Below are 20,782 nucleotides of genomic sequence, written 5' to 3'. Positions count from 1 at the left end.
CCCTTAAAACTCTGGCGCGATGGTTATATTAATATTCTTTAATTGTTCGAATACGTCTTTATCTTTCGATACCGGTAATGTGTCAGCCATGCGAACCGCTCTTAAAGCAGCTTCACACACTAACTTATCACCGCCTAACGACTTAACCTGCGTAACCAAGCCATTAAACCCAAGACGGAGATTAATGCGGCATTGCTGGTTTTTCATTTTTTCATCAATTAATAAGTTTTGCTGAATACGCGCCATAATTAATGCACGGTATTTATCAACTTCACTCACTACTTGCTGTTGACGTATTTTATTACGAGCAGCCTGCTCTTTGGCAAGTTGCTCTTGCAGTATTTGTTCTTGCAATGCTTGCTGACGTTTACGCTCAGCTTCTTCAGCACGTTTTTTACGCTCTTCTTCCGCTTTTTTAAGCGCGGCTTCTTCGGCTTTGCGTTTGTCGGCAGCCGCTTTAGCAGCATCTTCAGCCTCTTGCTTTTGCTTTTGCGCTTGTTTGGCCTTTGCTCGCTCACGTTGTTCTATTTCGCGGGCTTTTTTAGCTTGAGCTTCGGCTTCAGCTCTTTCTTTCTCTTTAGCTTTGCGCTGCTGCTCTAGCTTTTTAATGCGTCTTGCTTCAGATTCACTTTGCTTACGTGCATCGGCTGCGCGGCGCTCTAAATCACGAATGCGTTTATCTTCAGCGCGCTTTTTATCTTCTTCTTTTTTGCGTAACTCAGCAATTTTTTGCTCAACCTGCTGTTGATCCACGGTCACAGCAGACACCGCATTTTCTGGCTCAGGAATGGCGGCATTAAGCGTCACTTCCATTACTTTAGGTTTAGGTTGATGAATGTTTGCTGATGCATACAAAAATCCCCCTAATGCTAAATGCAGTATTACTGATTTGATTAACGACGTATTCATATGACTACTTGGTCCCCTCAAAGGATTCGGTCATTAAGCCTACCGATGGTACACCTGCATTCTTCAAAAAATCCATGAGCAGTAACACTTCTTGATACGACACTTTACCTGAGCCTTTAATCATTACTGGGGTATCGGGGTTTTTCATTAGTTGTAGTTTAATTACAGCGGCTACATCTAATGCTTCCATTGGCTCTTCCGGATCAGTACCTATGCTTACATAATACTTACCTTGCGAATCAATAGAGGCAATAATGGGCGGCGTATCTTTGGTATCAACCAAGTCTGACTCTTCCATTTTTGGTAGGTCTACTTTTACGCCATGGGTTATTAATGGCGCAGTGGCCATAAATATAATAAGCAACACCAACATTACATCAATGTATGGTACTACATTAATTTCTGCGACTGGGCGACGCTTTTTACGCTGGTACATTCGCTTGAGCCTCTATTTGGGTAGCTGCTTGACGGTGTAAAATATTGGCAAATTCTTCCATAAAGTTAATGTAATGAGATTCTAACTTTTCAACTTTATTAGCAAATCGGTTATAGGCAATAACGGCAGGAATAGCCGCAAATAAACCCATTGCTGTTGCAATCAAAGCTTCTGCTATACCTGGTGCAACCATTTGTAAGGTTGCTTGTTTTACTTCACCTAAGGCTATAAAGGCATTCATAATACCCCATACTGTACCAAACAAACCTATGTAGGGGCTAATTGACCCAACGGTTGCTAAAAACGATAAGCTTGATTCTAGTTTTTCTATTTCACGAGAAAGCGCAACCCGCATTGAACGGTGCGTGCCTTCCATAACAATGCCTGCACTTTGAAAGGTATTTTTTTTGTGGCGTGCAAACTCTTTAAAACCTGAGGTGAATAACGCTTCAATACCCGTTGATTGACCACCGCGTGATGAAATTTCGTTATATAGCTTACTTAAGTCAACACCAGACCAAAAACGTTGCTCAAATTTTTTGGCATTTGCTAAGGCGTCAGAGATGGCTTTTTTACGTTGAAAAATAATAGCCCACGACATAACCGACATAGCAACCAACGCTAGCATTACTAATTGCACAAGCAAACTGGCTTCTAGAATTAGATCTAAAAAATTAAGCCCTGATCCCACGTTAAACTCCTAAATAATTAAAAACATCAAATTGATTTATTTGAGTAAGGTAACTTTGTAACACATTAGCCACCATTAAAGTTCAGCTAGTGTATCTAGTGTATTTCCTGCTGACAACGATATTGCTGTGAATAGCCAACAAAAAACGTTAAAAAAATAGTTTTACTACTTAACTCTTGTTTTACTGTATAAATAAATAACAATAAGGCTATCTATAAGCCCGCTTAATTTCACTAAAGAGTCACAAAAATACGCTGTTTATTCAAAATTAATGCATAAGCACTCATAAACTCTACACGCTTACCTTAACGTAATAGTAAAACTAATACCGAACGTTTATATGTTAATATACATAAACAAAGCATTTCATTAACTTATAGAATTAATGGTTAATTAACATGCAACATTAAGTAAAAACAGAAAACCCTTGCTATTAGTTTTTTTAATCTGAAAATATAAATTTTCTAGTTTGAACAAATTCTGCCGCTTCGGTATTATTCTCCCATACCGAGCTAGCGCATTAAATGAAAGCTATTTCATTGAATCCAGTTCTTCGTAATATGATTTATTTCGTATTACTTTTTTACTTCTTGGGGTATGACCTCAATAAGTAAAACGTAGTTCCCTAGATTACTTCCTTAAACTTGTTGTTTGCCCGCATTATTTGCGGGCTTTTTTTTGCCCGCAATTTGTCAAATCAGCTACACTCGGCCTCAGTAACGTTACAGCAGGCGCACAATAGCCTGATATGTCTTAACGCTCAGTGAATTATTGGCAAAGTAAAATACGTCTAAATTTAGCTTTTGCTCATACTAAAAAGCCACTGTCGTTAAAATGACAGTGGCTTTAGAAAGAGTCTAGTTATTCTGGTTATTTAATCTTTTTTAGGTAACAAGCCAAAATGGTGGTACGCATTATCAGAGACAATTCGCCCTCGCGGCGTACGCTGAATAAATCCTTGTTGAATTAAAAAGGGTTCAATCACATCTTCTATGGTTTCTTTCTCTTCGCCTATTGCCGCGGCTAAGTTGTCAAGGCCAACAGGGCCACCCATAAACTTTTCGATGATGGCGAGTAAATATTTACGATCCATGTAATCAAAACCGCTTTTATCAACGTCAATCATGTCGAGGGCTTGTTGGGCCACCTCAGCATTAACCGTACCGTCTGACTTTACTTGGGTGTAATCGCGCACTCGGCGCAATAAACGATTTGCAATACGTGGCGTACCGCGCGAACGTTTGGCTATTTCGGCCGCGCCATCGTCACACATTTCTAAACTAAGATAATGCGCTGAGCGCCCCACAATATGCGATAAGTCTTCCACAGAGTAAAACTCTAAGCGCTGAACAATACCAAAACGGTCACGCAGTGGAGAAGTTAATGATCCCGCACGGGTAGTTGCACCAATGAGTGTAAATGCGGGTAAATCAAGCTTAATAGAACGCGCTGCAGGGCCTTCACCTATCATAATATCGAGCTGGTAATCTTCCATTGCCGGGTAGAGTATTTCTTCAACTTGCGGGCTCAAACGGTGAATTTCATCAATAAACAGTACATCACCTTCTTCAAGGTTAGTGAGCAATGCGGCTAAATCGCCCGCTTTTTCAAGCACAGGACCAGAGGTGGTTTTAATATTTACGTTTAATTCGTTCGCCACAATATTAGCAAGCGTGGTTTTACCTAAGCCTGGTGGGCCAAATATCAATAAGTGATCCAACGCTTCGCTACGACTGCGCGCAGCTTCAATAAATATTTCCATTTGTTGCTTAACATGCGGCTGACCACGATAGTCGGCCAATAACTTAGGCCTAATAGCACGGTCTATGGTGTCTTCGTTGGTTTTTTCAGCAGCATCTATTAAGCGATCAGCTTCGATCATAATTTACTCACAGCATTGATTTCAAAGATTCTTTAATTAGAACCTCAGTCGACATATCGGGTTTGCTTACTGATTTTACTGCTTTTTGCGCTTGTGGCAATTTATAACCGAGCGCCACTAACGCCGAAACCGCATCATCGGCCGCATTATTGGCTATAGTTGCATCGCTCGCAGGCTCTATTACGGCGCTATCGCTAAATGGGGTAAATAAGTCATTACCCCAATTTTTTAATCTGTCTTTCATTTCGAGCACTAAGCGCTCTGCGGTCTTTTTGCCCACCCCTGGCAACTTAACCAAGGCAGTGGCATCTTCATTATTTACACAACTTACAAACTGCTGCGCCGACATGCCCGACAAAATGGCTAAGCCTAATTTAGGCCCTACTCCATTGGCTTTTAACAGCTCTCTAAATAACGCACGTTCGGTTTTATTATTAAAGCCAAACAATAACTGTGCGTCTTCGCGTACTACAAAATGAGTGTACACAATGGCGTTGTCGCCTACTTTAGGCAAATCGTAAAAACAGGTCATTGGCATTTGTACTTCGTAGCCAACGCCGCTCACTTCTAATAGTATTTCTGGGGGCTGTTTTTCAACTAACACGCCGTTTAAGCGACCTATCATTGTTATTTCCTTAGACGTCCTCTAACGGTTTTGCTTGCGCTACCCGCTAGTTTTATTAAATTTTGTTCAGAGTGGGCATGGCAAATTGCAATTGCAAGCGCATCCGCCGCATCGGCTTGCGGCGTACCTGGCAGTTTAAGTATGTTTTTAACCATATGTTGAACTTGCGATTTATCTGCCCCACCGTTACCCACAACGGCTTGCTTTATTTGCCGTGCTGAGTATTCAAAAACCGGTAAGTCGGCCATAGAGGCACCGACAATCGCAGCACCACGGGCTTGACCTAGCTTTAAAGCAGAATCAGGGTTATGCGCCATAAATACTTTTTCTATAGCAAATGTTTCAGGCGAAAATTGCTCTATAAGTTGCGTAATGCCCTGGTAAATCATTTTAAGTCGGGTGGGAAAGTCATGATCGGCTAATTTAATACAGCCACTGCCTAAGTATGTAAACTTGGCACCTTGATGCGCAACCACACCGTAACCCGTTAAACGCGAGCCCGGATCGATCCCTAAAATTATGGCCAAACAGCACTCTCATTATTGTTATTTATTAATAGTGCTAATAATGCCAGAGCACTGTATAAATTACCAGTACAAAGCAAAAACAAAAATGCCTACTTAAAAAGTAGGCATTTAAACGCTATTTGGCCGCAAAGTTTACGCTAAAGCGCGCACTAAGCCTTGAGTATTTTGTTTAAGCGTACGGGCAATCATAAAATAGCCTAACCCTGCTACAAACACGCCACCAGCAACGGGGCCAATAACCCAAATATTAGGATGCAGCTTACCTGCCAAATCAAACATTTGCTGCTGTACTATTAACAGTGCTATATCACTGAAAAATGCAGCAACTAGTCCGGCTAAACCGCCCAGTAATAAAAACTCATACAAGGTGGCATTTTTTATTAATCGGCTTTTAGCACCTAACGTACGCAATATTACAATTTCTTGCATGCGCTCACCTAAGCTTGCTTGCACCTGCGATATAAGTACCAACGCGCCACACAACACCACAATAGCCAGTACAAAGCCAATAGCTAACGACACTTGCTCAATAGTCGATTGAATTTGTTTAACAAAGTTGTCTACATCAATCGCTGTAATAGTAGGGTATGCTCGCAATAGCTGGCTAAAGTCGCGCTTTTGCTCAGGCTCAATACGTACTGATGAAATATAGGTGGCCGGAAAGCTGCTCAACACATCAGGGCTTAAAATAATGAAAAAGTTAGGTTTAAGCGTGGCCCAATTAACTTTACGTACACTGGTAATTTTAGCGTCGAACGACTGCGCACCAATTAAAAACGTGAGGGTATCGCCCATTTTCACATCAAGGCGCTTCATCATCGACTCTTCAAGTGAGGCCTCAGCTACTGCGTCATCGCCAAACCACTGGCCATCTATAATGTCATTTTGTGAGGGGACTTCGTTAAGCCAAGTTAAGTTAAGCTCGCGGCCAATGCCTGAGCGGGCTTCTTCGTCTTTTTTCTCGTTGTCTTGCAATGACACTTCACGTGCTACTGCTTCGCCATTTACTGCATTCACGCGGCCACGAATCGTTGGGTAAAACTCCGACACTTGAATGCCTTTTTGCGCTAAGTATTCATTTACCGGATCCAGCTCATTTTGCGTAATATTAACCAAAAAGGCATTAGGTGCATCGCTTGGTAACTGAGACTGCCAATCCGAAATAATGTCGTTTTTTAGCACAATTAAAAACAACAGTAATTTAATCGCTAGCGAAAAACTAATTAGCTGCACCGCATTAACATTGGCGCGCTTTTGAATAGACGCAATAGCCAACGACCAGCTGTTACCTGGCTTTAAACCAAGCTTGCGGCCCCCGCCAAATATCAATTTAGAAATTAAAAACAACACTAAAATAAGCGCAAGCGTTGAGGCAAATAAAATAAGGGTAATTTTAATATTGTTACTAAATAACCACATTAATAAAAATACCGTTAAGGCGCTAAGTCCTAAATGGATTTTACTTACCGCAAGGCGATCGCCTAAATTACGGCGAAGCACTCTAAGTGGTGGAATATCAAATAAGTCTAACAATGGCTTAATAGAGAACATAACCGCACAAATAACCCCGGTGCTAATGGCCACTAACCACGGTTTAAACCCTGCCATGGGCAGTTCGGTTCCCATGCTTTTTGCAAGGTAACCAGTTGCAACTTCTTGTAAACCGTAACCAATAGCAAGGCCAACAACTACCGCCATCGTACACACCATTAATAAGTGCATAAGGTAAATTTTGCGGATCATGTCGCGGCTGCCGCCTAAAGTTTTCATCATTGCGACTGGGTCGTATTGGCGCTCACAATAACGTTTAGCTGACACCGCAATGGCTACTGCAGCTAATATAATGCCCAACAAACCTGCTAACAATAAAAAGCTTTCGGCTCTGTTTAAGCTATTTGAAATAGGAGACTGGCGGTCTTTTACACCATACCAGTTTTGGTTTTCTTTGAGTTGCGGCTTTAACCAATCGTAAAAACTATTGATGTCGTTTTCATCACCTGCATATAACTGGCGGTAAAATACACGACTGCCTGGCTGTATTACTTCGGTTTTTGCCACATCATCTATGTTTATGAGCACCCTACGGCTACTAGAGAACACATTAAATGGCGCATCGGGTTCTTCTACAATCACCTTTTCAACATTAAATAACGCGGCACCTAATTCAACTTGGTCGCCTACGTTTATGTTTAAGCTATAAAAAACTGACTCACTTAACCATACGTTACCAGGGCTTGGCGCACCGGGTGCAACCTCAGTTTGAGCATTCAAACCCGACTTAACTTTCAATTGGCCTTTAAGCGGGTAACTGTTTGATGCAGCCTTTACCGAGCTAAACTGCATTTGATCGTTTGCAAACAGCATAGTGTCAAAGTACACCATTTGTGCAGTTTGTAAGTTTTGTTGTTCTGCTTTGGTTATAAAGGCGGTATCTATGGCGTGATTGCTGGCAAGAACACGATCTGCTGCTATAAATGCACTGCTTTTTTGCGCAATACTTTGTGCAATTCGCTCAGTTACCATAGATAAAGTAAGCACGGTTAATACTGCCAGTGCAATGGCTGCGCTTATTACGGTTAGTTCACCACGGCGAAACTCACGAGAAAATAGTTTAAGCGCTAATTTAGCCCACATTTGCCATTTCCTCTGTTGAATTTTGTACCAGCTCCCCCGCCTCTATTTGAATAATGCGTTCACATTTTTGTGCTAAGGCTTCATCGTGAGTGACTAAAATGAGGGTTGTACCGTTTTGCTTATTTAAATCAAATAATAACGATTCAATCATATGGCCATTTTTGCTATCTAAGTTAGCTGATGGCTCATCGGCAAACAATATTTTTGGCGAACCCACAAACGCACGGGCAATCGCAACACGCTGCTGCTCACCACCAGATAACTGCGACGGGTAATGATCAACCCGATGGCTTAAGCCTACTTTTTCAAGCAAAGCGAGCGCTTGTTCTTTGGCGTCTTCTTTACCTGCAAGCTCTGCCGGTAGCATCACGTTTTCAAGTGCAGTTAAACTTTGTACCAACATAAAAGACTGAAACACAAAGCCAACTTTTGCAGCTCTGAGTGCGGCCCGCGCTTCTTCGTCTAATTCGTGCAGCGGCTCCCCATCTAACATTACTTCGCCGCTGCTTGCCGTATCAAGCCCTGCTAATAAACTTAATAAAGTGGATTTACCTGAGCCCGACGTGCCAACAACAGCAACAGACTCACTGTGCTTGACATTAAAGCTGATGTCGCTGAGGATGGACAACTCACCTTCAAGGGTAGATACAACTTTAGACAAACCATTTACTTGAATTATATTTAATTGAGAAAGCGCTGACATATGACTCATTCAATCCTACGTTTTGTATTTATTTTATTTTTAGTTATTAACCCCCTTACTGCGGCAGCTAACAACACGATTTTAATACTTGGTGACAGTTTAAGCGCAGCCTATGGCTTAAAACAAGAACAAGGCTGGGTGCAATTGTTACAAGATAAATACGATGCCGAGCAACGTAATATCAATTTAGTTAATGCCAGTATTAGCGGTGAAACCACTGGTGGCGCACTGCGCAGACTTGATGCATTGCTTGAGCAATATCAACCAACTCATGTGCTCATAGAGCTTGGCGCTAATGACGGTCTACGCGGTTTTCCAGTTACTAAAATGCAAGACAACTTGACCGCTCTAATTGAAAAAAGCCAAGTAATAGATGCACAAACCGCGCTAATGGAAATTTATATTCCACCTAACTATGGCCCACGTTACAGTAAAATGTTCACCGATAGTTTTGCCAGTGTTAGCAAAGCCACAGGCTCGTATTTAATGCCGTTTTTTGTACTTAAAGTAGCAGGCAAAAGCGAGCTAATGCAAAACGATAACTTACACCCTAACAAAACTGCGCAACCAATACTACGAGATGAAATGTATAACACGATCAACCAGTGGTTAAATAAAGAGTAAGGCCGTGTAAAACTTCTGGCGCAAGCGCTTAATATTAAACGCTTGCGCAATAAACATCCAAACAAACAAATGCTTATTGATTTTTTTAAAAATACACGTACTATTGCAGTCGAAGTCGGTATGTGGCGCAGCTTGGTAGCGCACTGTCATGGGGTGGCAGGGGTCGAGAGTTCGAATCTCTCCATACCGACCATTTAAATCCCTTCAAAACTTAGTTTTATTCAATAAAAACCATTTTCCTTTCGTTCTACCTAATTTAATACAAAAAAATATCGTACAATTATCGCACCAACCAATTTATTGACTGTTTTTCTGCTTTTTGATTTCCATGGTATTTAGATTATGTGGCATCACACCTCGTTTAAATACTTTTCAAATAATAATTAAAAACACCATTCAACCGGTTAATATGGATAGTGTTTAAGCTAAAATTATTTATTCTATGGGTTTAGCCCATGGTTATTAATGTCTTAAAGCCTTTTAGCAATAAAAAACTGATAACCAAATTCGCCTAAATGAGATTTATATAAATCTATTTCATTTTGAATATCAACCACAGCTCGTGACCCAGTCATTTTTAATGCAACATCTTGTAAGCGCTGTTCAAGTGGCTCGTAATAATTCTTCCAAGCCTGCTCTGATACTGTAAATGTATGCTGAAGCTGGTAGCCCGCTTTTTCTATTTGTGATTTACGAGTATTAACTGTTTGTATATCTGGATAATCGCTCTTCCAATAATCAATAGCATCTTGACTTGGGCTGTCAGTTAACCAAACTAAATCGCTAAAAACCAAAGCGCCATCGTCGATGAGTAACGATTTCCATTTTTTTAGGGCGTTTTCTATACCCATTACATAAGCCGAGGCTTCAGCCCAAATAACGTCAAACTTTTTAGTGCCAAAGTTTAATTCTGTCATGCTGATGCATTTAGTTGATACCCGCTCACTCAAGTTATGCTGCTTTATTTTATCTTCTAATTTATCAAGCGCACTTTGATCATTGTCAGTCGCTATTATTTCTGCGTTCGATAATCTTTCGAGTGATATTGTTGAGTTACCCTTACCACAACCAATCTCTAAAATTCGTTTAGGATTGTTACTAAGTAAATGAAACGCTTTTTTCGTGTCCTCTTCACTATTAGGCCCCCAAGATTCTAGTGCTGCAAATATGTTCATAAAATCTTGCATATATTTGTCATGTTCGTTCATATCTTTTGATAACCATCTAATTCTTAGAGCTTGCTTTTCGTTAAACCCTTGAGTTTTTAACCAGTCAATATGCGCATCTGGAGCGACTTCGCTAAGCATTTCATGCCATGACTTACTACTGTTTTCTCCTAATAGGGACGACAACAAAGCCAATGACTTTTGTTTTCGTTTAATGTCTTCTTCTAGTTCGCCATAACGAAACTTAAGAACAGACCTATCTAACTTACTATCGAGGCAAGATTTACATTCAGCCAAGCTCAGCCCACCACTTTGTAAGTGCTGAACTAAACGCACCTGCTGTAAATCTCTTTCGCTATATACTCGGTAGCCGTTTTCTAACCTCTTACTAGAAATTAGATTAAGCTTTTCGTAATAAAGTAAAGTTGTCCTCGACAAACCAACTAATGCACCTAGCTCAGAAATACGATACACATATAACTCCATACATTTTTAAGTGCGATGTTAAATGTAAACTATAGAGTAATAGACAGGTCAAGTGTCAACCTAAACTCTTTGTGTTGGTATGAAATTATTTTTGTAAATAGCTGGAAGAAACGCGCCTTTTTTATATACCTTACACTGAACAGTACGTCCATAATGACTCGCTAAAATATAAGAAGAAATCATTAAAATGAGCATTTAAATAACATGATCTTTCGCTAGATTTGCTGTTCATTACTTGTTCGACTATTACTATATTATGGGAACTAAATTTACTTGCGGGATGCTTGATGGACCTTAAAAAAGTAAATAAAAAATCTAACTCACCAAGTTTAACTGTAAATATGGATGAAGCATTTTTAACTCAACTAGTTAATTGTTTACCCATGGGGGCAATGGTAGTTAATACTGATGCTCAGATCCTTTTTGCCAATAATCAACTATCTGAAATACTAGGCTATGAGGATTCAGAACTCATAGGGATGAACATAGATAGTTTACTTCCAGCTCAATTTAAAGCCAATCATACCCACTTGATGAGTCAGTTTTTTGCTAACCCTCGAAAACGCTTAATGGGTGAAGGCCGTGAGTTATTTGCGAGTCAAAAAAGTGGTAAACAAATCCCAATTGAAATAGGTTTAAACCCAATACACGGACAACAAGAATTAGTTTTAGCTACATTGGTTGATATATCGCAAAGGCTGCGCGCAAATAATATGTTTCAACGATCTATTCAGGCTGCGCCACATGGTGTGTTAATAGTTGACCAAGCAGGCATTATACAAGCGGTAAATCAATCGTTATGCAAATCTTTTGGCTACAGTGAAATAGAACTACTCGATAAAAAAATGGAAATGCTATTGCCCCAGCGCTACCAAGGACATCACTCAGCACTTCGTCATTCATTCCACCGTGAACCCAGTGTAAGAAGTATGGGAGTAGGCAGAGATTTAACCGCGTTACACAAAGACGGTAAAGAATTCCCCGTTGAAGTGGGCTTGAGCCCTTTTATAAATACCAATGATGAAGACATGGTATTTGTTTCGTTGTTAGATATAACAGAACGAAAACGAATGGAAACTGAGCTAAAAGAAAATAACACAAGCCTGAAAGAGTTTACCTATGTAGCCTCTCATGATTTACGCTCTCCATTGCGGGGCATTTCAAACTTAATTGAATGGATTAAAGAAGATTTAGGCACTACCACGCCTGAAGTAGAATACAACTTAACGCGTATTGATGATCGTATTCATAAAATGGAGACGTTAATCGATAATTTATTGGCCTATGCAAGGGCGGGTAAAGCTACCCAAGATACTCAAGTAATCGATATGCATAAATTAATTTCTAACGTTACCGAACTGTTAGATTTACCGGCTGGAATGAAGCTTCATAAAGACATTCAATTAGATACTATCGTCACTGCATGGACGCCACTTGAAACCGTTGTCCGCAATTTATTAAGTAACGCCATTAAACACCACGACACTAAAGATGGAACTATAGAGATTCGTTGTGTAGCAGAAAATACGCTTTGCCATATCACTGTGACTGATGATGGCCCCGGTATACCAGCAGAGGCTTACGAGCGTATTTTTAGTTTATTTCAAACAACCTCTGACGATAAGTCAGGCTCAGGTATTGGGCTGTCTATTAGTCGGCGTCTGGCACAAGCTCATGGTGGGCGCATTTCCGTTAGCTCAAATGAACCGCAAAAAGGGTCTACATTTCATGTTTGGTGGCCGCGCTTTGCAAGGAAAGAGAATTTATGATCAAAAATCTATCTATACTGCTTGTTGAAGACGATGATGTTGCCGCGGAAGCCGTAACAAGAAGCCTAAAAAAAGTGGATCCTAAAATTAAAATAATTTGGAAACAAAATGGAAAACTGGCGTTAGATGCGTTACGAGAAAAAGCACAACAAAAAGTAATATCAGAGCCCTACTTAGTATTGCTAGACCTGAATATGCCAGTGATGAATGGGTTTGAATTTTTAGAGCATATTCGTAAAGATAAAAAATTAAACGATACCGTTGTATTTATACTAACAACCTCCAATGAGGATAACGACCGCACTCGCGCGTACCATAACAACGTAGCAGGTTATATGGTGAAACATGCAATTGGCCCGCAGTTTGCCAAATTAGCGACACTTATGGATGCTTATATACATGCCGTTGAGCTTGAATAAGCCATTTTGCAAGAGATATGGATATGATAACTTCAATAGATAATTTTGAAACCTGCGACAGTATTAACCTACTCATTGTTGATGACGATGCGGTTGATAGAGAACAAATACGTCGTATGATATCTCGCTCAAATATACAGGCGAAAATTTCAGAGGCATCCTCTATTGAAAGCTCGATGTCTTATCTTGAACATGGTGAGTTTGATTGTGTCATTGTTGATTACCGATTAGGTTTCGGATCGGGGCTTACCCTGCTAAATAATATTAGAAAGACTGAAAATAACCACTGTGCTGTGATTATGGTCACGGGCTTGGGAGATGAAAAAATAGCAGCAGAAGCTATGCGGCTAGGAGCAAGCGATTATTTACTTAAAAATCAATTAAAAAGCGATCAGTTGATACACTCTATATCTAGCTCCATTCAACGCGCAAACTTAGAAAAAAAACTCCATGACATGGCACACTACGATAGCCTAACAGGCTTAGCAAGCCGCCCTATTTTAATTGATCAACTCCAACAGGCCATTACATCTGAGCAAAAGCTCGCCGTTGCCTATTTAGATTTAGATAATTTTAAACCCATTAATGACAAATACGGTCACGAAACCGGTGACTTCGTTTTGAAAACTATTGCCCAAAGACTAAAAAGCACATTACGCAAAGAAGATACACTCGCGCGTATTGGCGGAGATGAGTTTATCTTTTTATTAAGAGGGGCTGCGCACACGATACAAGAATATGAGACTCTGTTACAAGAGGTGCTGATTGAGGTAAACGACCCAATAAAATTAGCAGAGTTTTCGTGCTCCGTTCAAATTTCAGTCAGCATCGGCGTTGCACTTCCCAGTGATGATGGCTTAACTTGTGATGACATTTTACGCAGAGCCGATCAAACAATGTACCAAGCAAAAAGATCAGGAACAAACCGAATTCTGTTTTTTGATCCAGAAGAAGAAAGCCTAAGGCATGCAAAACATGATTTATTATTGGCTGCTGAAAAAGGCATTGCTCGCAAAGAATTTATTTTGCATTATCAACCAAAGGTCAATTTGATGGATCACCAGTTGATTGGCGTTGAAGCCTTAATACGCTGGAATCACCCTACTTTGGGTTTACTTTATCCTGGTCACTTTTCAGAGGCATTAGAGCATCCACACATTGGTATTTTAATTGGTGAATGGGTACTTGCTGAGGCCTTAAAACAGCATAAAATTTGGACAAGAAATCATCTTTCTATGAGTGTGAACATCTCTCCAGCTCATTTACTTAGTGAGGGCTTTGTTGAAAACCTCAGAGAGTTACTCATCAGCACTAATAATATAAAACCAAAAACCCTCGAATTGGAAATTTTAGAGAGCACTACAATTGGAAACGTTGACCAAGCAGTCGACGTTCTCAATGGTTGTCGAAATTTAGGGGTAAGTATTGCGCTAGACGACTTTGGTACAGGTTACGCTTCGTTGAGTTACTTAAAAAAATTACCTTTAGATACATTAAAAATAGATCAAAGCTTTGTTAAAAAGCTCCTATCAGACCATGAAGACAAGTCCATCGTTACGTGTATCGTGGCGCTAAGTAAAGCATTTGGGTATAACCTAGTTGCAGAGGGGATAGAGTCACAAGAGCTCGAAAAAGTACTTATCGGTATGGGTTGCTATCATGGGCAAGGTTATTATATTGCCAAACCAATGTCTGCAGAGAAGATGAACTTATGGATAAAAAATATGACATCAACTAAGCACTGACCCTAAATAATATTCCTCTATTTGGGTTGCCAGTGATACACATAAATTGGTGTTTGGTAAAAATCTTTAAGCTTGATCACTCTAGTTGGTTTATATGATGGCAAAGCGAAGGTGTTACTCACAATAGTGATTTTATTATTAACTACGTCATGTTTTAACTTTTCTTCAAGCGCTACCATACCACCTGGAAACAAGTAACACACCAGAGTAGACACTGTACTAAAATCGGCATTTTTAAAGTCTTTACGATAGAGGGTAAGGTTATCTAAACCTAAACTATATTTAAAAAGCATTGAAATTAACCAAGGAAACCACGATAACTCATAGCCAATAACCTGTTTATTAGGATGCTTTTTGGCAACCGGTATAACAAGCGTTCCCCAACCTGAACCTAAATCAATTAATGCGCCTTTTTCATCCATGCTTATTGCAGCAAGCATAGTTTGGCGCGCTTTGCTTGAGCTCATCATCGGTGAAATTCCCGTTTTTAGCGTTCCCCAAACAATAGATAAAGCGATTAGAAGGACTAAAAAGAAAAGTCCGATAGCAATAAAGTCCATACTAACTAACACCTAATAACGGTTGAATCATCATAATCTCACCTTATCGATTATTTTTTTCTATATAGTAAAACCATTACAAAGAGCACCGTTAGTATAAATTTATTTTATATTTAACACCTGTTTAAAATAAACCACAAAAAAAGCGCCATTTGGCGCTTTTTAAATTAGTAGTAAGGAATTAATGCTTACGCCCTACGCCGTTGCGCACCATGTCTTGGCCGCTTTGAAAAATCTCTTCGGTAATTTCGCGTGCTAATAAAAGTTGTTGCTTGTCATCAAACACCGCGACAAAACGGCTGCCGTCAGCATTGTTAGTTGCCATGCCCACGCCTGCTACGCCGGTTAAACCTAAGCCGCCGTTTTCAACTTGCAGTAAAAAGCTTTCAAGTTCAGCGAGGGTGTCGATTGCAGTTAGTTTGTTTTCCATTGTGGTTGCTCTATGTGTTGCTCGCCATAGCGAGTCTGTCAATAATATGCGGTTATTTTACAGCACACAGTAAAAACTTAAACCACCTTATAGGCAAAGTCATAACAACATTCTGTAAAGCAAAATTAAAAGTATTTGTAAAAACCCCGCAAATGCGGGGTTTTAAGTATTAGCTTTGCTTCATTGTGCCTTGTTGTTCAAGGCGGGTATGCCAGCTGAATGCTTCTTCTAAAATATGAGGCGTATGGCCGCCACGTACACAAGCACGCTCGTAGTAATCAAGCATAGCGTTGCGATAATCGGGGTGTACACAGTGTTTAATTACTTCAACAGCCCGTTCGCGTGGCGCTAATCCACGTAAATCAGCAAGGCCTTGCTCGGTCACTAAAATATCAACATCGTGCTCGGTATGATCGACATGGCTTACCATAGGTACCACGCTTGAAATAGCGCCGCCTTTAGCAATTGATTTAGTTACAAACACCGATACATGCGCATTACGTGCAAAGTCGCCTGAGCCACCAATACCGTTCATCATTTTAGTACCACACACATGAGTTGAGTTAACGTTGCCATATATATCAAACTCAAGTGCCGTGTTAATTGCAATAATACCTAAACGACGCACAATTTCAGGGTGATTCGACATTTCTTGTGGGCGAAGTACTAGCTTATCGCGGTACTTTTCAAGGTTATTAAATACTTGTGCGTTACAACGCTCTGATAAAATAATTGAACACCCAGAGGCAAAATTAAGTTTACCCGCATCAATTAAGTCAAAGGTAGAATCTTGTAGTACCTCTGAGTACATAGTGAGGTCTTTAAAATCTGAGTCTAGTAAACCCATCATGACTGCGTTGGCTATGTTACCAATACCCGCTTGTAATGGGCCTAAGTTTGCAGGCATGCGCTGTTGCGCTACTTCTTCTTTAAAAAAGTTAACTAAATGGCGTGCAATAGAGGCGGTATCGGCATCTGGGTCGGTTACTGTTGAAAATGAGTCACTTTGATTGGTAAATACAATACCCACAATTTTAGCCGGATCGATTGGAATAGCAGTACTACCGATACGGTCATCTACTTTCACTAGTGGCACGGGTGTACGCGTTGGACGGTACGATGGAATGTATATGTCGTGCAGCCCTTCAAGCTCTGGCTGGTGTAACATATTAATTTCTACAATTACTTCTTTAGCAAAAATAGCAAAGCTTGCTGAGTTGCCCACTGACGTTGTAGGTACTATGTGGCCTTCTTCTGTAATAGCTACGGCTTCAATGACCGCTACATCTGGCATAGTTAACTGATGATTACGTAACTGTTCAACAGTTTCTGATAAATGCTGGTCAATAAACATGACCTCACCGTTGTTAATTGCTTTACGTAATGTGCTGTCTACCTGAAATGGCATACGACGCGCTAACGCACCTGATTCAGTAAGTAGCTTATCTAAGTCGTTACCTAATGACGCGCCCGTCATTAGGTTAATTTTCATTGGGTTTTCACGTACACGCTCGGCAAGTGCACGTGGTACAGCTTTCGCTTCACCAGCACGAGTAAAGCCACTCATGCCCACGGTCATGCCGTCTTTAATAAATAAACTGGCCTGCTCTGCAGACATCACTTTGTTGTGTAAGTCACTACGACGAATTCGTTCTAATTGCATTTGGAACCCCTTAAACCCCATTATTATTTGGGCGCTATTCTAAGTATTTCCTTATGCTTCGTAAGCTAGACCTAAGTCTCATTTACGCATAGTTGGTATAAAAACGTTGAAGAGCGCTTTAATTATGTACACTTTATTACTTAACTTATTGCTGTTATTGGGGTTAGAATACCAAAAGATTTATTCAGTGATTTAACTAAACAAGCTTAAAATGAAATATAATTAATTTAAATCAATTACTTATAAATTCAGCCAGGAAAGTTGAGATTATAAATTGTATAAAAATAAAGCCGTACAGGCCAAATCTTACAAAATAATAAACTGGTCATTCATTGGGCAGTAACCTTGTAAGGAATAGAATCTACAGTTTACGTATTAAGGAAAATACATGGATTTGTCTGACGAAGAAATTAACTTTTTATCTGGGTTGTTTGAACCTAGTCAAAGTACAGCATTAATTAATGAAACAAAACTAACAGTACAAACATCAATACCAGATGGTATTGCGCATTTACTTGGTCAGGCTAAATTAACCCTATTAGCAGAAGTAGCTCATTACCAACTGTGGTTTCCACTTCAATTTAAAACCGATGAATTAGGCCATTTCAGTACTGTGTTAGCAGCCCCAGAAGTGATTGATACTAAAGGCACTCAACGTAGCTGGCGATTAAGTGAATTAAATATTCAAAGCCAAGGTTTTTGCATTGAATCTATCTCAAGCACAGGAATATTTTTAAAACCCACATCAATAAACAGTGAACTTGATGAGTTACAAAATATGCAATTTATTTTACCCAATGAAGCGGCTATATCATTAGACATAGAACCCGTTAGGCACAGTGAGTGTGGCATAGCAGCTAAAATAAAGCATATTCACCATGGTAAAGAGCAGTTAAGAGCGTATTTATTTGAAGTGCATAAACGTGAATATTCAAGCTTATATCAACTTGAGCATAAGCAAGAACTGGGGCTATCAAACTAAAAAGCCACACTAATTAAGTGTGGCTTTACGGATTAAATAAACTTAATTTAGGTCATTTTTACTTTAATCGTTTTGCTATTTCAGCAACGCGCTCACCGTATAAACGAGCCGTTTCTAAATCGCCTGATGGAATAGCCGTTTCGTCAGCATCAGTAGGTGATTGTACTAATACGCCAACCGAACCGCCTAAGTTATTGATGTCTTGACGGGTTGATTCCAATTTATTGGCGGGTGGTAACCCTAGGCTTACCCAAATTCCACCATGCTGTGAAGCTAACGTTTGCATACTAATTAGGGTGACTTGTTTGTCGCCATTTAGGCTGCCGCTATTAGTAAAACCGCCAAACACTTTATCTTTCCAACCCATGGTAAACCACACTTTAGAGGTGGCATCGACAAACTTTTTAAACTGCCAAGGGTATGAGCCCATATAGGTAGGTGCACCAAAAATAATGGCGTCTGCATTGTTTAATGCATCCCAATCGGTGTCTTTAATATCACCATTTTCATCGATTGCAATAAGCTGAGCGTTTGCTCCATCAGCCACAAATTCCGCCACTTTTTTGGTATGGCCATATCCAGAAAAATAAATAACCGCTACTTTACTCATGAACCTTCCTTTTGTTGTGATTTAATAACACGCTTTAAATATAGTATGGCCGCTTAATCTAAAATCAACTAAGCAGCGTGTTTAATTAAATTAAAAGGTACTCACTGAAATTTCTAAATTACTCACCGCACAGCCATACTGCTCAGCACTAATACGGTGATAAGCCGACTCAGGCTTAGTTGATAGACTAATAATAAACGCATCTTGCTGACCAACAGCTGTTTGTTCTTGGCTCAAGCACATGGCTTGCGTTAAAGAGCGCAATTTGGCATCCGTTAAAATACTGCCGAAACGCTGAACCGGCAAAGGCGGTATTTTAATTGCTGGCAATGCTTGGCTAATACTGCGCTGACTTAAGGTAAAATCATTATTTTTAATATCAATCACACTGCCAGCAGGCCAGTACGAGTAACTGTAGGTTTTAGTTTCAGCCTGAGCCTGCCCTGTTGATTTAACCATCACCACACCATTTTTACCAATTACGGTCATTAAATTCCCTGATTCAGATTTAATAACCACTAAGGCGGTGGTTTCGTCTACACCAAAACCAAATGCGGGTTGAGCTTGATTTGCACCAAAGCTGTCGAGCAAAGTGCCTAGTCTTAATGTACGGTTTCGCTCGCTAAAGTGTGTATCGAGTACACCGTAACTAAATGTGCCTAAACCCCCAAAGCGGTTGTAAGTTAAACTATCGCTGTTTGAGCGCTCACTGGGCGCATCAATGGCTTGCGCGCCTTCTTTCAATGCCGATAAACTTGTGCCATTAGTGATCATAACCACATTACCACCGTGCGCTTGCCCGCCACTTTGCACTGCGGTGCCTGCACTTGTACCTACAACAACAGGGCGAGACTGTAACGCTTTTGTCCATGGATATGGCTGATTATTTTCATCAAACAATACCTTGCGCGTTAAGCTTTGATCGCCGCCATTAAACATAACACCGGTACTATTTTTGATTAGCTGCACTAAAGCGTCTGTGCCGTTTTTACACAGCAAATATTCTGCTTGAGTGCGATCAGGGTAAATATGTTCACGTTGATATAGCCCCATTTCAGAGTGCCTAAGCGTGTTTAAATCATCACATTTATTGGTAGTTATTGCTTTAGCAAGCGCAGGGGTTAATGCAAGCCATTGTGAATTTACATTGGGAAAACGAAGTAATCCTTCGTAAAAATCAGCAGATTCATAAGGGTCTCTGCTTGAGGCGGTAATGGCTAGTATGCTCGGGTTAGTACTTTTTACTTTTAAACTGCCCGATATAAATTGCAAAATATCTGTCGCGGCGGATTCGCTATTAAGCGCGGTATTGACCTGCTCTTTTAGTCGCGTATTGTCGCCCTGCAGCTGCGCTACTTCAAGCATATCTATTACAAAATTGTATTCTTGATCCGTTAAACTATTGAGCTGTTTACTATCAATATCGCGCCATAACCATAACAGCTCTTTTTTTGACAATGTGGGTGATGATTTAGCCTGCATTGTTGCTAAATTTTTAATAGTTTTGTTTTTAGCTTGCGTATTTTTACTTGGCCATTGTTGCTTTATTTGACTAATTTTAGCGTGGGAGAGCGCAAATACATTATGTATTTTACCCGGAATTTGTGTGTTTTTTTCACAATTTTTAGGGCTTAAACTAGCACACGTTGTGAGTGCACCGCCGACTAATACTAACGTTTGTTCAGATTCTTTTGCGCTTAACTGCAGCGAAAAAGCAATAAAAAACGAAAAAACAGCCGTTATTATGCGCGATTTAGCTAACCGTTTGTTTGGTAAATATATTCGTTCCATTATGTTATACTCATGTAAAAAATTATAAGAAATAACTTGCGAGAGCGTCTCTCACTTGCTATAAAAAAAAGGAACTTTAAAACGCGAGTAAGCTAGCACCCCTTTGCTGGCTTTGTCAAAAACCTTTTGG

Annotated in this window: 19 protein-coding genes and 1 tRNA gene; 6 read left to right on the top strand and 14 right to left on the bottom strand. The window is 40.1% G+C overall.

The window, feature by feature from the left end; genetic code table 11:
* Positions 1–3 precede the first annotated feature (3 nt).
* The 8 genes from tolA to ABZP26_RS06410 form a co-directional block, all read right to left on the bottom strand.
* A complete protein-coding gene (gene tolA / locus ABZP26_RS06445) occupies positions 4–909 on the bottom strand; it encodes a cell envelope integrity protein TolA (protein ID WP_368485508.1) in 906 nt (301 codons plus the stop codon).
* Between the two features lie 4 nt (positions 910–913).
* Positions 914–1,345, bottom strand: a complete 432-nt coding sequence (gene tolR, locus ABZP26_RS06440) for a protein TolR (protein ID WP_016899822.1) — start codon at positions 1,343–1,345, stop codon at positions 914–916.
* Complete coding sequence (tolQ, locus tag ABZP26_RS06435) at positions 1,332–2,036, bottom strand: protein TolQ (RefSeq protein ID WP_016899821.1); 705 nt, start codon at positions 2,034–2,036, stop codon at positions 1,332–1,334. The genes tolR and tolQ overlap by 14 nt, the downstream gene beginning before the upstream one ends.
* A gap of 874 nt (positions 2,037–2,910) precedes the next feature.
* Positions 2,911–3,918: a Holliday junction branch migration DNA helicase RuvB gene (gene ruvB / locus ABZP26_RS06430; RefSeq protein WP_013464636.1), complete on the bottom strand. Its 1,008-nt coding sequence runs from the start codon at positions 3,916–3,918 to the stop codon at positions 2,911–2,913.
* Between the two features lie 7 nt (positions 3,919–3,925).
* Positions 3,926–4,543, bottom strand: a complete 618-nt coding sequence (gene ruvA / locus ABZP26_RS06425) for a Holliday junction branch migration protein RuvA (protein ID WP_008114133.1) — start codon at positions 4,541–4,543, stop codon at positions 3,926–3,928.
* A gap of 2 nt (positions 4,544–4,545) precedes the next feature.
* Positions 4,546–5,070 carry a crossover junction endodeoxyribonuclease RuvC gene (ruvC, locus tag ABZP26_RS06420; protein ID WP_008114131.1) on the bottom strand — a complete coding sequence of 175 codons (525 nt, stop codon included), beginning with the start codon at positions 5,068–5,070 and terminating at the stop codon, positions 4,546–4,548.
* Between the two features lie 132 nt (positions 5,071–5,202).
* Positions 5,203–7,704, bottom strand: coding sequence for an ABC transporter permease (locus ABZP26_RS06415; RefSeq protein ID WP_036956153.1), 2,502 nt, complete (start codon positions 7,702–7,704; stop codon positions 5,203–5,205).
* Complete coding sequence (locus ABZP26_RS06410; protein WP_368485613.1) at positions 7,694–8,407, bottom strand: ABC transporter ATP-binding protein; 714 nt, start codon at positions 8,405–8,407, stop codon at positions 7,694–7,696. The genes ABZP26_RS06415 and ABZP26_RS06410 overlap by 11 nt, the downstream gene beginning before the upstream one ends.
* On the opposite strand from ABZP26_RS06410, the gene ABZP26_RS06405 reads away from it, so the two are divergent.
* Both ABZP26_RS06405 and ABZP26_RS06400 read left to right on the top strand, forming a co-directional pair.
* Entirely contained in the window at positions 8,408–9,031 is a 624-nt protein-coding gene (locus ABZP26_RS06405) for an arylesterase (protein ID WP_024601157.1), read from the top strand.
* Positions 9,032–9,147: 116 nt separating this feature from the next.
* Positions 9,148–9,224 (top strand) — tRNA-Pro (locus ABZP26_RS06400).
* A 277-nt stretch (positions 9,225–9,501) separates the two neighbouring features.
* On the opposite strand, the gene ABZP26_RS06395 is transcribed toward ABZP26_RS06400, so the two are convergent.
* Positions 9,502–10,671 carry a MerR family transcriptional regulator gene (locus ABZP26_RS06395; RefSeq protein WP_368485507.1) on the bottom strand — a complete coding sequence of 390 codons (1,170 nt, stop codon included), beginning with the start codon at positions 10,669–10,671 and terminating at the stop codon, positions 9,502–9,504.
* A gap of 299 nt (positions 10,672–10,970) precedes the next feature.
* Here ABZP26_RS06395 and ABZP26_RS06390 point away from each other — a divergent pair, with 299 nt between their 5' ends.
* The 3 genes from ABZP26_RS06390 to ABZP26_RS06380 are packed head-to-tail and all read left to right on the top strand — an operon-like array spanning position 10,971 to position 14,616.
* Complete coding sequence (locus tag ABZP26_RS06390; protein WP_368485506.1) at positions 10,971–12,452, top strand: PAS domain S-box protein; 1,482 nt, start codon at positions 10,971–10,973, stop codon at positions 12,450–12,452.
* On the top strand, positions 12,449–12,871 hold the full coding sequence (locus tag ABZP26_RS06385) for a response regulator (protein ID WP_013464629.1): 423 nt from the start codon (positions 12,449–12,451) through the stop codon (positions 12,869–12,871). The genes ABZP26_RS06390 and ABZP26_RS06385 overlap by 4 nt, the downstream gene beginning before the upstream one ends.
* 23 nt (positions 12,872–12,894) lie before the next feature.
* Positions 12,895–14,616 (top strand): EAL domain-containing protein, encoded by a 1,722-nt coding sequence (locus ABZP26_RS06380; protein ID WP_368485505.1) that lies wholly within the window; start codon positions 12,895–12,897, stop codon positions 14,614–14,616.
* 17 nt (positions 14,617–14,633) lie between these two features.
* Here ABZP26_RS06380 and ABZP26_RS06375 read toward each other — a convergent pair whose 3' ends face one another.
* The 3 genes from ABZP26_RS06375 to ABZP26_RS06365 all read right to left on the bottom strand — a co-directional run bounded on the left by ABZP26_RS06375 (position 14,634) and on the right by ABZP26_RS06365 (position 17,269).
* Positions 14,634–15,176: a hypothetical protein gene (locus ABZP26_RS06375; protein ID WP_368485504.1), complete on the bottom strand. Its 543-nt coding sequence runs from the start codon at positions 15,174–15,176 to the stop codon at positions 14,634–14,636.
* Positions 15,177–15,357: 181 nt separating this feature from the next.
* Complete coding sequence (locus ABZP26_RS06370) at positions 15,358–15,606, bottom strand: hypothetical protein (RefSeq protein WP_008114111.1); 249 nt, start codon at positions 15,604–15,606, stop codon at positions 15,358–15,360.
* Positions 15,607–15,775: 169 nt separating this feature from the next.
* The gene (locus tag ABZP26_RS06365) at positions 15,776–17,269 is read right to left on the bottom strand and encodes an acetyl-CoA hydrolase/transferase family protein (RefSeq protein ID WP_013464626.1); all 1,494 of its coding nucleotides are present in this window, start codon (positions 17,267–17,269) and stop codon (positions 15,776–15,778) included.
* A gap of 388 nt (positions 17,270–17,657) precedes the next feature.
* Here ABZP26_RS06365 and ABZP26_RS06360 point away from each other — a divergent pair, with 388 nt between their 5' ends.
* Positions 17,658–18,251 (top strand): hypothetical protein, encoded by a 594-nt coding sequence (locus tag ABZP26_RS06360; protein ID WP_013464625.1) that lies wholly within the window; start codon positions 17,658–17,660, stop codon positions 18,249–18,251.
* A 58-nt stretch (positions 18,252–18,309) separates the two neighbouring features.
* Here ABZP26_RS06360 and ABZP26_RS06355 read toward each other — a convergent pair whose 3' ends face one another.
* Positions 18,310–18,861 carry a flavodoxin family protein gene (locus ABZP26_RS06355; protein WP_024601163.1) on the bottom strand — a complete coding sequence of 184 codons (552 nt, stop codon included), beginning with the start codon at positions 18,859–18,861 and terminating at the stop codon, positions 18,310–18,312.
* A gap of 90 nt (positions 18,862–18,951) precedes the next feature.
* The gene (locus ABZP26_RS06350; RefSeq protein ID WP_368485503.1) at positions 18,952–20,652 is read right to left on the bottom strand and encodes a cyanophycinase; all 1,701 of its coding nucleotides are present in this window, start codon (positions 20,650–20,652) and stop codon (positions 18,952–18,954) included.
* Between the last annotated feature and the right edge of the window lie 130 nt (positions 20,653–20,782).

The organism is Pseudoalteromonas sp. SD03, assembly GCF_040937955.1.
Classification (GTDB): domain Bacteria; phylum Pseudomonadota; class Gammaproteobacteria; order Enterobacterales; family Alteromonadaceae; genus Pseudoalteromonas; species Pseudoalteromonas tetraodonis.
This window is presented reverse-complemented; position numbering and strand designations above follow the sequence as displayed.

Bases quoted from the DNA above. Each gene is read 5' to 3' on its own strand.
- ruvA (WP_008114133.1), bottom strand. From the start codon at position 4,543: ATGATAGGTCGCTTAAACGGCGTGTTAGTTGAAAAACAGCCCCCAGAA.
- ABZP26_RS06365 (WP_013464626.1), bottom strand. From the start codon at position 17,269: ATGCAATTAGAACGAATTCGTCGTAGTGACTTACACAACAAAGTGATG.
- ABZP26_RS06350 (WP_368485503.1), bottom strand. From the start codon at position 20,652: ATGGAACGAATATATTTACCAAACAAACGGTTAGCTAAATCGCGCATA.
- tolA (WP_368485508.1), bottom strand. From the start codon at position 909: ATGAATACGTCGTTAATCAAATCAGTAATACTGCATTTAGCATTAGGG.
- ABZP26_RS06405 (WP_024601157.1), top strand. From the start codon at position 8,408: ATGACTCATTCAATCCTACGTTTTGTATTTATTTTATTTTTAGTTATT.
- ABZP26_RS06360 (WP_013464625.1), top strand. From the start codon at position 17,658: ATGGATTTGTCTGACGAAGAAATTAACTTTTTATCTGGGTTGTTTGAA.
- ABZP26_RS06390 (WP_368485506.1), top strand. From the start codon at position 10,971: ATGGACCTTAAAAAAGTAAATAAAAAATCTAACTCACCAAGTTTAACT.
- ruvB (WP_013464636.1), bottom strand. From the start codon at position 3,918: ATGATCGAAGCTGATCGCTTAATAGATGCTGCTGAAAAAACCAACGAA.
- ABZP26_RS06415 (WP_036956153.1), bottom strand. From the start codon at position 7,704: ATGTGGGCTAAATTAGCGCTTAAACTATTTTCTCGTGAGTTTCGCCGT.
- ABZP26_RS06410 (WP_368485613.1), bottom strand. From the start codon at position 8,407: ATGTCAGCGCTTTCTCAATTAAATATAATTCAAGTAAATGGTTTGTCT.
- ABZP26_RS06375 (WP_368485504.1), bottom strand. From the start codon at position 15,176: ATGGACTTTATTGCTATCGGACTTTTCTTTTTAGTCCTTCTAATCGCT.
- ABZP26_RS06380 (WP_368485505.1), top strand. From the start codon at position 12,895: ATGATAACTTCAATAGATAATTTTGAAACCTGCGACAGTATTAACCTA.
- ABZP26_RS06385 (WP_013464629.1), top strand. From the start codon at position 12,449: ATGATCAAAAATCTATCTATACTGCTTGTTGAAGACGATGATGTTGCC.
- ABZP26_RS06370 (WP_008114111.1), bottom strand. From the start codon at position 15,606: ATGGAAAACAAACTAACTGCAATCGACACCCTCGCTGAACTTGAAAGC.
- ABZP26_RS06355 (WP_024601163.1), bottom strand. From the start codon at position 18,861: ATGAGTAAAGTAGCGGTTATTTATTTTTCTGGATATGGCCATACCAAA.
- tolR (WP_016899822.1), bottom strand. From the start codon at position 1,345: ATGTACCAGCGTAAAAAGCGTCGCCCAGTCGCAGAAATTAATGTAGTA.